8 protein-coding genes and 9 pseudogenes are annotated in these 12,580 nt (G+C 67.3%); 4 read left to right on the top strand and 13 right to left on the bottom strand.

Features of this window, described 5'->3' with window-relative positions; translation table 11 throughout:
* Positions 1 to 9: 9 nt before the first annotated feature.
* Complete coding sequence (locus AB0I94_RS39085) at positions 10 to 177, bottom strand: hypothetical protein (protein ID WP_363314561.1); 168 nt, start codon at positions 175 to 177, stop codon at positions 10 to 12.
* A 360-nt stretch (positions 178 to 537) separates the two neighbouring features.
* Between AB0I94_RS39085 and AB0I94_RS39080 the strand changes: the two genes are divergently transcribed.
* Entirely contained in the window at positions 538 to 771 is a 234-nt protein-coding gene (locus AB0I94_RS39080) for a hypothetical protein (protein ID WP_363314604.1), read from the top strand.
* Positions 747 to 1,163, top strand: a pseudogene (locus tag AB0I94_RS39075) (transposase); the annotation flags it as partial. The gene AB0I94_RS39080 and the pseudogene AB0I94_RS39075, both read left to right, overlap by 25 nt.
* Before the next feature lie 90 nt (positions 1,164 to 1,253).
* Here the strand turns inward: AB0I94_RS39075 and AB0I94_RS39070 are convergent.
* From AB0I94_RS39070 to AB0I94_RS39060, 3 genes and pseudogenes are all read right to left on the bottom strand, one after another.
* Entirely contained in the window at positions 1,254 to 1,697 is a 444-nt protein-coding gene (locus AB0I94_RS39070) for a nuclear transport factor 2 family protein (RefSeq protein ID WP_363314560.1), read from the bottom strand.
* Between the two features lie 287 nt (positions 1,698 to 1,984).
* Positions 1,985 to 2,188, bottom strand: a pseudogene (locus AB0I94_RS39065) (ISKra4 family transposase); the annotation flags it as partial.
* Between the two features lie 94 nt (positions 2,189 to 2,282).
* Positions 2,283 to 2,393 (bottom strand): annotated as a pseudogene (locus AB0I94_RS39060) (helix-turn-helix transcriptional regulator); the annotation flags it as partial.
* Between the two features lie 156 nt (positions 2,394 to 2,549).
* Here AB0I94_RS39060 and AB0I94_RS39055 point away from each other — a divergent pair.
* A pseudogene (locus AB0I94_RS39055) lies at positions 2,550 to 3,310 on the top strand (SDR family NAD(P)-dependent oxidoreductase).
* Positions 3,311 to 4,162: 852 nt separating this feature from the next.
* On the opposite strand, the gene AB0I94_RS39050 reads toward AB0I94_RS39055, so the two are convergent.
* The 9 genes and pseudogenes from AB0I94_RS39050 to AB0I94_RS39010 all read right to left on the bottom strand — a co-directional run.
* Entirely contained in the window at positions 4,163 to 5,005 is an 843-nt protein-coding gene (locus tag AB0I94_RS39050; protein WP_363314559.1) for an alpha/beta hydrolase, read from the bottom strand.
* Positions 5,006 to 5,012: 7 nt separating this feature from the next.
* A complete protein-coding gene (locus AB0I94_RS39045; protein ID WP_363314558.1) occupies positions 5,013 to 5,630 on the bottom strand; it encodes a dihydrofolate reductase family protein in 618 nt (205 codons plus the stop codon).
* A gap of 178 nt (positions 5,631 to 5,808) precedes the next feature.
* Positions 5,809 to 6,666: a lamin tail domain-containing protein gene (locus tag AB0I94_RS39040; protein ID WP_363314557.1), complete on the bottom strand. Its 858-nt coding sequence runs from the start codon at positions 6,664 to 6,666 to the stop codon at positions 5,809 to 5,811.
* A 414-nt stretch (positions 6,667 to 7,080) separates the two neighbouring features.
* A pseudogene (locus tag AB0I94_RS39035) lies at positions 7,081 to 7,290 on the bottom strand (IS630 family transposase); the annotation flags it as partial.
* Positions 7,287 to 7,388, bottom strand: a pseudogene (locus AB0I94_RS39030) (winged helix-turn-helix domain-containing protein); the annotation flags it as partial. The pseudogenes AB0I94_RS39035 and AB0I94_RS39030, both read right to left, overlap by 4 nt.
* A gap of 718 nt (positions 7,389 to 8,106) precedes the next feature.
* Positions 8,107 to 8,928, bottom strand: coding sequence for a DUF1963 domain-containing protein (locus tag AB0I94_RS39025; RefSeq protein ID WP_363314556.1), 822 nt, complete (start codon positions 8,926 to 8,928; stop codon positions 8,107 to 8,109).
* A 202-nt stretch (positions 8,929 to 9,130) separates the two neighbouring features.
* Entirely contained in the window at positions 9,131 to 9,610 is a 480-nt protein-coding gene (locus AB0I94_RS39020; protein ID WP_363314555.1) for a hypothetical protein, read from the bottom strand.
* A gap of 162 nt (positions 9,611 to 9,772) precedes the next feature.
* Positions 9,773 to 11,066: pseudogene (locus AB0I94_RS39015) on the bottom strand (IS3 family transposase).
* Between the two features lie 66 nt (positions 11,067 to 11,132).
* Positions 11,133 to 11,525: pseudogene (locus tag AB0I94_RS39010) on the bottom strand (leucine zipper domain-containing protein); the annotation flags it as partial.
* A gap of 105 nt (positions 11,526 to 11,630) precedes the next feature.
* Between AB0I94_RS39010 and AB0I94_RS39005 the strand changes: the two are divergent.
* Positions 11,631 to 12,219: pseudogene (locus tag AB0I94_RS39005) on the top strand (transposase); the annotation flags it as partial.
* Positions 12,220 to 12,580 lie beyond the last annotated feature (361 nt).

Genomic DNA, 12,580 nt, shown 5'->3' with positions numbered 1-12,580 from the left:
CCGTCCGGGTCACAGCTGGCCGGGCGGGGTCTCGGGCACGTCGAACTCATCACTCACCCGCCGCAGCGCCGCCAAGAACTCCTCCGCCTGCCGGGCCCTACCCAGCGGGGCACGCATCCGGTCCATCCCGGCATCGGTGCGTGCCCGGCCGACCCCCAGTTCTTTCGACTTCGCCACAAGTCGTCACCCGTCCAGGGACGGCTCGGCCTTCGTACGGGTCCACTCGTGGATGGACATGATGGCCCAAGGAGGTCCTGGAAGGTGTGCAGGTCCCCGTGCTCTGGGCGGATAAGGCCTGATGTCAGGTCTCCGTACTCCAGCTCGGCTTCCCCACTGCTCCAGACGATGGGCACGGCTTCGTGGTTATGGCTCTTGAGCGTCGTCCAGGTGCTGGTCTTGACGCGGCCGTCTTTGGGCGACCGCTGGACGTCACCCGTGATACCGCGGGACTGCAGGCGTTCTTCATGGTCGGCGAACCAGGCCCAAAGCCTCTGTGGCAGGTCGACCGTGTTGGGCGATTCGCTGTCCCTTCGGCTCATGCCCTCTCACCGGCAGCGGGACGGCACCTGGCACCGTATCTTCGAGCAACTCCAGGCCCGGGCCGACGCCGAGGGGCTGATCACCTGGGACGTCTCGGTGGACTCGACCATCGCCCGTGCCCACCAGCATGCGGCGGGGGCCCGCAAAAAGGGGATCTGCAGGTCGAGCCGCCGGGCGGTGTCTTCACCGAGCCGGACGACCATGGGCTCGGACGTTCCCGGGGCGGGCTGACGACCAAGCTCCACCTGGCGGTCGAGCAGGCCCAGAAGCCGATGTCACTGGGGATCACGGCCGGGCAGCGCGGAGACTCCCCGCAGTTCCAGGTGGTCCTGGGCCGTATCCGAGTGCTTCGGCCCGGGCCGGGCCGTCCGCGCAGCCGGCCGGACAAGGTTCGTGCCGACAAGGCGTACGGCTCCCGCGCGAACCCCACCTACCTGCGCAAGCGTGGTATCCACTGCACGATCCCGGAGAAGCGCGACCAGATCGCCAACCGCAGGAAGCGCGGCTCCCACGGCGGTCGGCCGCCGAAGTTCGACAAGGCCGACTACAAAGAGCGCCACGCGGTGGAGTGCGGAATCAACCGCCTCAAGCGGCACCGCGCGGTCGCCACGAGATACGACAAGCTCGCCGTCCGCTACGAAGCGACCGTACTGGTCGCAGCCATCAACGAGTGGTTGTGACCAGCATCCTCATGCTCGTCGTCCTGGTGGCTTTCACTGGTCTTCGGTGTCGAATGCCTGGGCAACAGCGAGACTGTCCTCGTAGATATGGTGTCGGGTGACCAAGCCGTCTTCGAAGGTGAGGTGCATAGCGAACCGCGCGCGATACGCACGTCCGGTGGACCGAGCAGTCTGGCGAATCTCACCGATCACGACCGCGTCGGTTCCGTCGATCAGGATGCGCTCGACCTCCGTCGCCACCTGCTCCGGCACGTGGTGCTCGGCAAGTTCGCGATAGTGGGCGGCCGCGTCGGCCCGGGTGGACCGATGACGGATCCAGGGCGTGGCAGTGCGACCGTGTTCGGCCTCCGGCCAGTTCAGCTTCCAATCGCCCCGCTCGGCGTACAGCTCGGCGATGCGCTCGGGGTCGCCCTCACCGATCCTGCGCAGTAACTCCTCAACCGCGATCCGTGTGTTCGTAGATGTGGCTATGGACATGATTGGCCCCTTCATATGGTCCGCGTCCTGCTCACGCGGCGAGATCACCAACCTAGCCCGCGCAGTCCGGCCGAGACGATTACCTCCGAAGTAGGGCAAGCGCATCAGCAAGATCCACTTTCGAAACGCACCCTAGGCTGTCTCGATCTTGGTGTCTTGCTGGGTAGGGGCTGGTGGCAGGTGCTGCGGTTGCCGGCCCAGCACCTCAGCACGTTCTGGAGGGTGTTGCGGACCTGGTGGAGGGTGAGGCTGGCCTAGGGACTTATGGGGACAGGTGCTGTTCGGGCAGGAAGGCGTGGGGCGTCGAAGACGCAGGCCACGGTGGCCATCCGTTTCCGGTTGGGCTTCTCACCCGGTGCGAGTCTGCTGCGATGACCACCCGGGGCGGAGGCCAGGCGGGCCTTTTGGATTGCGGGCCGTAATGCTTCGGGGCGCATGACGATGCCCTTGCCGTCGACCTGGAGGACCAGCAGGACGTCCCGGCTGGCGGGAACAGTGACGTGGTGGCGGTAGAAGTCGTCGATGTCGCCGGCGGCGAGGGCGCGGGGGTGTCTTCTGGCCTTCTGTGTGCTGTGTCGGCGGGTTGACGCGCGCGTGTGATGGGAGGAACTGCGGTGAGGGGTTCTCGCGGCCTCGTTCCAGGCGCAGGTAGTAGTCGGGGCTGACTCCGGCGAGCAGGGCGACTTCCTCCCGGCGCGGGGGCCCTGGCTGGGCCAGGGAAGACGGGGGCACTGCCACACTCCGCCGAGCCGGTCAAGACTGGCGATCACTGTCTGAGAAGGACAGAGACCACTGTTGAACGGCGCCGCGGGCCCGAACGCCGTGGGTGCTCCAAACTGAAGGGGAGACCTCGTGGCTCTCTTTAATCGCACCGTTTTCATCGTGGGCGGGTCGTCCGGCATCGGTCGGGAACTGGCCCGGCGGTTCGCCGCAGCGGGCAGCACCGTGGCCGTCGGCGGTCGCAACGCAGAGGCGCTCTCGGAACTCTCCGACGAAGGCATCGGCGCATTCGGCATTGATGTCACCGACGGCGACTCCGTCGCACGTGCCCGCGATGCTGTACTCGTCCGGTACCCCGAGCTGGACACCGCGGTGACCATGCCGGGCGTCATGCTCCTGGAGGACCTGCGCGACCCGGCGCACTTCGAGGCGGCGCGGACGACGTTCGACACCAACCTGGTCGGCACCATCAGGGTGGTGGACGCCTTCACCCGCACCTGGTCCAACGCGGTGCCGGCACCTTCATCACCGTCACCTCCGGCATCGCCTTCCTGCCGTTCCCGCCGATGCCCACCTACGCCGCCTCGAAAGCCGCGGTGCACGCCTATTCCGAGGCACTGCGCGCGCAACTGGACGGCACCGGCGTCAGCGTCGTCGAGCTCGTCCCCCCGGCCGTCGCCACGGCAGGGCAGGAGAAAGTGAACCCGTAGGCACTGCCGCTCGACGACTTCGCCGCCGAGGGCATGCGGTTGCTCTCGCAGAACCCCGCCCCTGACGAGATCCTGGTCGAGCGGGTTCTCACGCACCGCTGTGCTGAGCGCGACGGCACCTACAACGCCCTCATCGCACAGCGCTCCCAGGCCCTGGCCATGCTCCCCGGCCGCCAAGGCTGACATCTCCCTCACCTCATGGCCCTCGCCTCGGCCGCACCAGTACCGGTGCTGCCGAGCGAGTCGAGGAACACGCATCGCTGTGAGCGTCCCTGTTGTTGTCAGGTCTGCCGAGCCTCGGCGAGGCGGTTGCTGCGGTCGATCTGCGGCATGTGTGTCTCGGTTGATCTGTCCGGACGGCCATCTTGCGTGGAGCCATTCCTGAGATCCATCAGGGAAGAGGGGGGGTGCTGTCGGCCGGGATGCGCCAACCACCGCTGGCGCGACGAGGCTTGTCCTTGCCGTGCACGCGGCCATCGTGGGCGTCTCGGACGCCATGCGGGGAAGGGAGTACGACACGAGTGACGAGCGTACTGACTGCTCCGAACCGGGCCTTGATGCGGCGCAGGACGGGAGTCGTCGATGGTGTTCTGGTCGCGCAGTCGCATGACGGTGGCGCGTTTGCGGGCCAGGAGCCGAGACGGAGTTCGATACTTTCCGAAGGCCGCATCGCTGCCGCCGGTCTGAGCCGGGACGGCAGACCGAAGCCGGGAACCGGTCCAAAGTCACGCATCCAAGTCTGCGTACGCCCCGATCGACACGCCGTCGCAGAAGGTCTCCCACAGCCCCGTTGTGCGCGAGAGCGGTCTCGTCGATGAGGGAGATGAGGGTGCGCAGCTCGTCGGCCACCTCCTCGCATCTTTCGTCGTCGTCCGCATGGAACGGGAAGCGCGCGATCACGGCCGCGAAGCGGCGGTTGAAGGAGTCCGGGTCGCTGTTTATGTGATGGGCCGTCGCTGACTCGATCTGGGGCTTCTGCACTACGTGACCAGTGGCCACGTCGACGTCGATACGTCCGTACCGGGCACTCGTCCTCTATCTGGGCGCGAGCATTGCCTCCGTGATCTTGCCGATCACCGCATGGGGGATGGCAGTGGCGGCCTCCTTGAGAACGAGCAGCTGTGCCTGGGGGATCTCGCGCGCGAGGGCCTCGCCGTTGCCGAGAGGGAAGAAGGGGTCGCGGCGGCCGTGGACGACGAGCGTGGGGATGTCGATCTCGGGCAGGCGCTCGCGCCAGCGGGGTGTGCAGTCGAGCCTGGAAAACACCATGCCCATCTGGTTGGCCATCTGGACCGCGGGTGTGGTGCCGGGCGTGCGGTCCCAGATGCGTGCGGCGATTGTGCGCGCGGCGGCGGGGTCGTTTCCGAGGATCTCCGCTCCGGCGGCGGCGAACTCTGCCACTGCTTCGCGGTCGGTCCAATCGGGCTTCGGGCGCGCGAAAAGCTGGCTCATCGTCGCGTGGTCATGGTCGGGGAGGTCGTCGTCGGGCGGGCCGGGGGCAACCGCGCGGGTGCCGGCCAGGGTGAGCGCCGAGAACGCGCCGGGATGATCGAGCACGGCCACCTGGGCGACCATTCCGCCGACGCCGATCCCCGCGATGTGCGCAGGCCGTCCGCTGAGCGTGTCGGCAAGGGCCGCCGCGTCGGCGGCGAGGTCGCGGAGGGTGTAGGCGGGCGCCTCCGGATCTGTCGTCGTTGACTCGCCGCTGTCGCGCAGGTCGTAGCGCACCACACGGCGCCCGCCGGCGGCGAGGCGTTCGCACAGCGTGTCGGGCCAGGAGAGCATCGTTGTCCCGCCCGCGAGCAGGACGAGTGGAGCGTCATCGTCACCGAACGACTCGATGCCCAAAGCGATTTCATTGGCTTTGACAGTGGTCATCGTCGGGTCACCGTGAGATGTCGTAGGTGAGGTGCGTCGCGGTTGACGTCGCGGTCACGCTCCTCTGCACCAGCGTGCGTGGTGCTCCGCCGGTGAACAGTGGTGTCCCGGTGCCCAGCGTGATGGGCGCGAGGTGCAGTGTCAGCGTGTCGACCAGTCCTGTGTCGAGTGCTGAGCGGATCGTGGCGCCGCCGCCCATGAGGATGACGTCGAGGTCCTTGCCGCTGTCCGATGACGCCGCCTCGGCTCGCTCGCGCGCGGCGGTGACGGCGTTGGGCAGACCGGTGGTGACGAACGTCCAGTCGAGGTTGGTTGTCCGCACCGATTTCGGCGGCGAACTTGTCACGACGACGAACGAGGGCTTGCCGACCTCGCCGGCGCCGTAACCGGACGTGTCGTCCCAGCCTTGCGGCCCGTCGACCACGTCGAAGAGGTGACGTCCCAGGACGACGGCACCTGAGCGGGCGGTCCCCTCGCTCAGGAACCGGCGGTCGTCGGGGTCATTGGAGAACGCCCACGTGTGCAGGGCCTCGCCGCCGGTGCCCAGACCGTTGTCCGGGCTGGGGTCGGGCCCGGTGACGTAGCCGTCGAGAGAGACCGAGATGTCAGCGATGATGCGCGTCATGCCTGGGTAGACCCGATCCGCCGACCAAACTCATCGCTCACGCATGGAACGTGTGATGGATGCGAACAGCACAGAGGAGGCTCCGCCGCGCCCCACTGCGGCGGGGCCTACTCCATGCCAGGCCCTCCAGTGACCGTCGGCTTCCTCCTGCCGATGGTCGGCTGAGGCGGCGGCGGATCTACGGGGTGGCGGCGGAGCCGTAGGCGTGCTCGGACACGAGGCTGCCGTCCTTATCGCGCAGCTTGGCGGCGTCACCCCGGTCGTTCCAGATGGGCCGCCCGCTGCCGTAGGTGTAGCCGCCCCACTGAGGGTGTATTTCGTTGGTGTAGATGCGGACGCGTTGACCGGGCAGGAGGACGGTGCCGGGCGGGAAGGTGAAGTTCTGTCCCGCGTCGTCGGCGCCGAGGACCCAGCCGGAGACGTCGGCGGGCGCGGTGCCCCGGTTGACGACCTCCACGTACTCGTCGGCCTGGGTGCGCTTGACCTGTCCCTTGAAGGACACGGTGGTGATGTGGACGTCCGGCTGTCCGGTGCGGGCGAGCACGGCGACGAGGTCGGCGCTGTTGGAGCCGTTCTCCGGGCTGATGAACCGGTTGACGATCTGGCCGCCCTGTTTGAACCCCGTGATTACCACGGCGTATTCGGTGTTGTCGATGGTCACCGTCTCCGGTGACACCCTGGTGGGCAGGTCGACGATGTCTTCCGGGCTGGGGCCGACGTTGGGCGTCTCGTTGTGCTGGAAGCGGAAGCTGAAGTTGTGCGGTACTTGGTCCTCGAACAGAACCCGTGCGGCAAGGTCGATCTCGAACTGGTTCTGCGGCATGCCCTGGATCGGGAAGTTCTGGTGGGTGAACGTCCCCAGCGTGAACTCCGTGCCGTCGAGCAGCACCTCGACGCTGCCGCCTGCGAAGAGATATCCGCTCTTGCCCCCGCCTGCCGGAATGCCCCACTTGACGTTGTCGCTGTTCATTCCTTCGAGGTTGGGCGGGTTGATGGTGATGGCGGTCCAGGTGCCTGACGTGTCGACTTTGGACATGCGCCGGTCTCCTCTTCTGCCGATCGCGAGTCGGCCCGGCCGGGTGGCCGAGCGAGGTGAACATAGCTGTGCGCACTGTCCACTCGGAAGGCAAATAACGCCACTATGCTGGCAGTTACCATGATTGGCCGGTTCCTCGCGGGTGCGCACCGATTGCTCCAACGTTCACGTGCTGTCACCTGCCAGCCACGACGCTGGAGAGAGCAGTTGGGGCCAGGCGTGTCGGTCCGACGCCACTCGGCGTCGAGCGTCGCTTCGTGGGTGCACTGGAGCGCCGGTATTGATCAGTTGGCGCCGCTCGTCCGCTATCCCGTCGGTGCTCGTCCCCGCCGCCCCAGGCCTTCGCCCCTGCTCCGCCTCACGTTTCACAGGCCCCGCGTCGTCGGCCTTGTGTGACCTTATCGATCTGCTGCGGTGCCGGCGGGGCCGGTAGATCAGCCGGGAGGGCTCGCCCGGCCGGTAGCAGCACAGGGTAGCGATCGAGTAGCGGCGCCAGGACCGGCCACGTACTCGCACCACCGGCGTCTGCCCACACCGGCTCCAGGAGCGAGCGTGCGAGGGGGTCATCCCGAACCCGGCCTCGTCCTCGAAGACGACGTAGGCTCCCTGCGCCGCCGCAGTCATTCCGCCTGCGGCCACACGTCCTTCTTCCACAGCTCCACCGCGTGCTCACCGCGCTCGATGGCCCGGCGGGCGGGTGACTGCCAGGACCAGCCGTGCCGGTACTGCGGCCTGCATCCCCGGCCAGGGCGAAGGGCTGGTTCGGGGGCAGATGGCACCGGCGGCCTCCACGCGCTCACCGCAGGCATCGATCGCGTCCGTGCGCCCAGCATTGCCTCGATGTTCGATTGCGAGGAGTCGGCTTGTCGACGGCCACGTAATTCCCCAGTTCCTCGGTTGATGCACGGCGCCCGATCCGGACCACGAGATGTCTGTTCTCAGATCCTCAGGATCCAGTGTCTCGTGTGTCCAACAGCAGGGGCCAGGGCCGGATTTCCCCGGGTGGCGCAAGGGCCCCGTGATCCGCCCTGCTCGCCTGCACTTCCACCGAACGGCAGAATCCCTTGACTGTCAGACATGCGGACTGATCTCGATGGTGTGACCGATGACTCCAACGTCTCTGAGTTTGATCCGTTCGACTTTCCCGCTGACCTGATCGCCCTGCAGCTCCATGCGGCGACGCTCTATGCCGAGCTGTACGAGTTCCAGAAGACCCTTCCGCGGTCGCGGGTGCCCAACGAGGGGGGACGCCGCCGGCCAGGAGGCGGCCTGCGCAGCTACGGGCCTACCGGCCGTATACCTTTCACGGGCAGCCTGGGCCGGGGGAGGGCAGTGGGTTCCAGGGCAGAACGATCGCCATGGTGAGGACACGGACCGGCTGGGCGTGGCGGGAAGGCAGCCGGTGAGCGTCGTGGAGCCGGCCGCCCCTGCCCCACGCGGTCAGGCCATTTCGACGTAGCGGTGGACTCTGTCGAAGCGCCGGGCCGCCACGTCCTGGGGGCGGATCACCCAGTGGGCCACGCCGGAGTCCAGTTCCGTGACGTCCTCGCCGCACCTCCAGCTGGCCAGGAGAGCCCAGTCGTCGGCGCCCTCTTTGTAAGCCGTACCGTCCTGCGCGGAGGGAGCGGCATCTTCGGGATCACGGGCGTAGTGGACGGGGTCGTTCTGGGGCGAGACCGGGTGGCCGCCGATCTGCAAGGTCCAGGCAGGACGGTGGCCGCCCACGTGTGCCCAGGCGTCGCTGAGTTCGTCGGCGAGTTCGAACTGCTCGTCCTCGGGGAAGCCGCCCCATCTGTCGAGGGCGAAGCTCTCCGGCATCTGCGCGCTCGGCTGATGCCAGACCGTGCGGAGCTCACGCGGCCGGTAGGGCTCGCGCCAGCTGTGTTCGAGGGGGCTCCGGGTTGTCGGGGTCCCGGCGGGGACGTACAGCACCGCGTCGGACACCTGTCCGCCGATGCCCTGCATATCGGTGCCGGAGAAGAGGAGCAGGTGGCCGTCGGCGGGGAGCGGGAGGCTGGTGGCGTCCGGCGGAAGAGCCGCGAGGTCGACTGAGGCCACGAAGTGCTCGGACGGTCTCGGCACGCCGTGCGGCAGCATGGGGTCGCCGCCGATCCGGGCCACGAGGGGACCGTCACCGCCCTCCGCCAAGTACGTTGCCGGACGGGCGACACGTATCCATTCCTCCACCTCCTCCGATGGCAGACTCTGGGATGCTGCCTCGGCTCGGAAGCGGTTCACTCTGTCCATGCTCGCATCGGTCACCGGGCCACCTTAACGGGCTCATGGGCGTGCAGCGGCGGGACCGAACTCGCTGCAAGGCAAAGCCCTTTGGCATTACTGACCTGCGAAGCGCGATGTCGGCAGGCGGTGAATGGGTGATCAGCGCGATGGCTTTGTTCACGAGTCACGGTTCTGGCTCGCTTTGCTTTCCGTGAGCCGGTCATGGCGGGTCGTGCGACGTAGCTCAAAGGCTGTGGTTCTGGCGCGCTTCTGCGGCGGGAAAGTCTCGCGCCGCGGAGGTGACCCGGTCGCGAATGTGCTGCTGGTCCGGAGGTTGCTCGTTCGGAAGGTCGAGCGCTTTCGCCAGATCAACGATGGGTTGCAGCGCGTCGGGGTAGTCGAGTTCGGCTGACGCTTCCTCATAGATCAGCTTCGCTCCGTGCACGGGATCGAGTTGGCACGCCACGATCTGGCCGGCCCACCACTGGGCCGCGGTCCATCGCGCCTTGGCAAGATCTTCCGAGGTCAGCGGCAGCAGACCCAGCTCTTCCAGCACAAGGTCGAACAGCTCGCGGGCTTGGCGATACTCACCGCGCGCGAGGCCGGCCAGCAGGGGAAGCGAGGGAGCCTCGATGTCGGCCATCAGGGCGTCCAGACCCAACTGGACCAGGTAGGCGTCCGAGGGGCGCTGCCAGGGTTCCATGGCCAAGTCTGCAGCGGCCATGCGGATCAGGCTGATCGCTACTACTGCGTCCACACTGTCGCCTTCTCATCATCTTTCCGTAGAGGGAAGTCCTATCACCGAGAGTCGGGTGGTTGATCAGGTGGCCAGCAACACCCGTTTGCGGAGGGGCCTTGGGCCTTGACCCCGAATCCTGAGCACGGGTTATGCGGCTTGTGCCAGCGTAGTTGGCGTGAGGTGGAAGGTGTTTTCGAAGGCGATTGGTGATCGTTGTCCGAGGCGGGAGTGTCGGCGACGGGCGTTGTAGCGGTGGAGCCATCTGAAAGCGTCGAGTCGGGCCTCGCGCTTGGTTGGCCAGCTCTTTCGTCCTTGCAGGGTCTCGCGTTTGAAAGTCGTGTTGAAGGACTCGGCGAGTGCGTTGTCCGCGCTGGTCCCGACCGCGCTCATGCTTTGCAGGACCCCTGCTGACCTGCGGGCCTGGGCGAAGTCCCTGCTCGTGTACGGGGGGCCGTGGTCGGTATGCATGATCGATTCGGTGAGGCTGCCGCGGGTGCGGATCGCCGCCGCCAGCGCGTCGGTCACGAGATCCGCGCGCATGTGGTCGGCGATCGCCCAGCCGGTCAGACGCCGCGAGGCGAGGTCGATGACGGTCGCCAGGTAGCAGACTTCCCGCCCTCGACGGGCAGGTAGACATCCGATGCAGAGGAACCGTCAAGCGGCTCCTTCAAGAGCTCATGGCTTGGGTGATGTCTAGGCTTCTCGGGCCCCGCCTCTGCCCATGAGGTGATGTCGCCGACGTACTTCGTGTTCGGCTTGTCCGCGGTGAAGTCGCGGCCGGTCAGGTCCGGTCCCTTGGCCGCAGGGTCGGGAACGGTGGTGCGGTGCCGGCGGCGCAACCGGACCCCCTCGATCCCCGACGCCCGTGTGATCTGGGCGACGCGCTTGTGGTTGACCGCCTCACCATTCTTCTCCCGGAGCTCGGCGGTGATCCTCAAGGCTCTGTAAGTGCCGTCCGATTCCTGGTGCACCGCCCGTATCCGGGCGGCCAGGCGGGCGTCGGCTACCTGTCTGGCGGCCCGGTCCGAGGCCGTCCGGCGCCAGTAGTAGAAGCTCGAGCGGCTGATGCCGAGGATGCGGCGGAGCCGCTTCACGCCGTAACGGCGCTGGAGGTCGGCGACACACTGGAAGCGGTTCACCAGCGCGTCTGACCGGCGAAATACTTCGCGGCCTTCCGCAGGATCTCGCGTTCCTCCTCAAGCTCACGAACCTTCTTCCGCAAGGCCGCGTTCTCCGCCTCCAGCGGGGCCGGCGGCTGGGCCGGTTCCTGCGTCCGCCGTCCCCGGGGACGGCTCACTCCGGCTGCCCGGACCCAGTTCCGCAGGGTCTGCGGGTTGATCCCCAGATCGGCGGCGACCGACCTGATCGTCGCTTCGGGCCGCGACTCGTACAGCGCGACCGCGTCCGCCTTGAACTCCGGCGGGTAGTTCTTCATGACCACGAGATGTCCGTCCTCAGATCCTCAGGATCCAGTGTCTCGTGTGTTCAACATCAGGGGTCAAGACCCGCGTTCGTAGTGGCGGACGGGCCGGCCGGTGGCATGGTCCAGCATGGCCAGCGGCGGCAGGTGATGGTCACGCAGGATGCGGTGAACGGTCGAGGCCGCGATGTGGCTGCGGACCGCGATCCGTTGGGGGCCGATCCGGTGTTCCTGGCGTAGCCGTGCCACCTGTTCCTCGACACCGGCCGGCGTCTTGGCCGGTGAGTGGTGCGGGCGGCTGGAGCGGTCGTACATGCCCCTCCAGCCGTGGAGGCGGTATCGGTCGGCCCAGTGTTTGGCGGTGGTGTGACTGACCTGGAACCGTTCGGCGGCCCGCCGCAGCGGCCAGCCGTCCTGCACGATGCACCAGGCCAGGCGCATCCTGCCGGTGGGAGTGAGCGGCGCGTTACGGTGGCACATGAGGGCCTCCTGCACTCGGCGGTAGATGTCGCAGTCACCGCCGAAACCAGAAGGCCCTCACCCATGCAAGACCGCACTCGCGTCACCAACGTGCCCGAACAGCACATCTAGGTCTTCACCGAGCTGAAGAATCGCGGCATTGAGGATGTCCTCATGCTCGTCTGTGACGGACTGAAGGGCCTGCCCGACGCCGTCGAAACAGTCTGGCCCGAACTGTCGTCCGACATGCATCGTTCACCTCATTCGCAACAGCATCCGCTACTGCGCCCGCCAGGGCTGGGACAAGGTCGCCAAGGATCTCAAGCCCGTCTACACCGCGCCGAGCGAGGCCGCCGCGACCGAGCGGTTCCTGGAGTTCTCCGAGAAGTGGGGCAGCAAGTATCCGGCCGTGATCAAGCTGTGGTCCGACGCCTGGGCCGAGATGGTGCCCTTCCTCTCCTTCAACGTCGAGATTCGCAAAGTCATCTGCAGCACGAACGCGATCGAGAGCGTGAACGCTCGCATCCGCAAGGCGGTCCGAGCCCGCGGGCACTTCCCGAACGAGGCCGCCGCGTTGAAGTGCGTCTACATGGCGCTGACGAGCCTGGATCCGACCGGCAAGGGCCGGCGCCGCTGGACGATGCGCTGGAAGGCACCACTGAACGCCTTCCAGATCGCCTTCGAAGGACGCCTCACTCCCACCACCAGCCACTGAACCTCAACAACCAAGATCAGCCGTTGACTGGACACACCCCACCGGCAGAGGTTTGTTTCCTTGGTGCCGGGTGTCTTGAAGTTCGGTCTGTAGGGCCTGTGGGGTGGGGTCCGTGTGTGTTGGGTGAGGTGTTTTGCTGCTCGGTGGTTTTGGTCGGAGGGCTTTGTCTGCGGTGCAGGGTGTGTCACCGGTTTTTCGCGGGCGGCGGGCGGCGGGCGGCGGGCGGCGGGTGGTGGCCTGCCGCCCGTCTGCCGCCGTCCGCCTGCCGCCCGCCGCGGGCCGTCTGCCGTCCGCCCGCCGTCGGGGGTGGTGGGTGGTCCGTCGGTACGGGCGACAGGCGGGCCGGGGTTCGGTTCGCGTG

The sequence above is a fragment of the Streptomyces sp. NPDC050147 genome (genome assembly GCF_040660195.1).
GTDB lineage: Bacteria > Actinomycetota > Actinomycetes > Streptomycetales > Streptomycetaceae > Streptomyces.
Note: the sequence above shows the minus strand (reverse complement) of the source record. Positions and strands in the feature narration are given on the sequence as shown.

Bases quoted from the DNA above. Each gene is read 5' to 3' on its own strand.
- AB0I94_RS39080 (WP_363314604.1), top strand. From the start codon at position 538: ATGCCCTCTCACCGGCAGCGGGACGGCACCTGGCACCGTATCTTCGAG.
- AB0I94_RS39070 (WP_363314560.1), bottom strand. From the start codon at position 1,697: ATGTCCATAGCCACATCTACGAACACACGGATCGCGGTTGAGGAGTTA.
- AB0I94_RS39050 (WP_363314559.1), bottom strand. From the start codon at position 5,005: ATGACCACTGTCAAAGCCAATGAAATCGCTTTGGGCATCGAGTCGTTC.
- AB0I94_RS39045 (WP_363314558.1), bottom strand. From the start codon at position 5,630: ATGACGCGCATCATCGCTGACATCTCGGTCTCTCTCGACGGCTACGTC.
- AB0I94_RS39040 (WP_363314557.1), bottom strand. From the start codon at position 6,666: ATGTCCAAAGTCGACACGTCAGGCACCTGGACCGCCATCACCATCAAC.
- AB0I94_RS39020 (WP_363314555.1), bottom strand. From the start codon at position 9,610: ATGGCCGCTGCAGACTTGGCCATGGAACCCTGGCAGCGCCCCTCGGAC.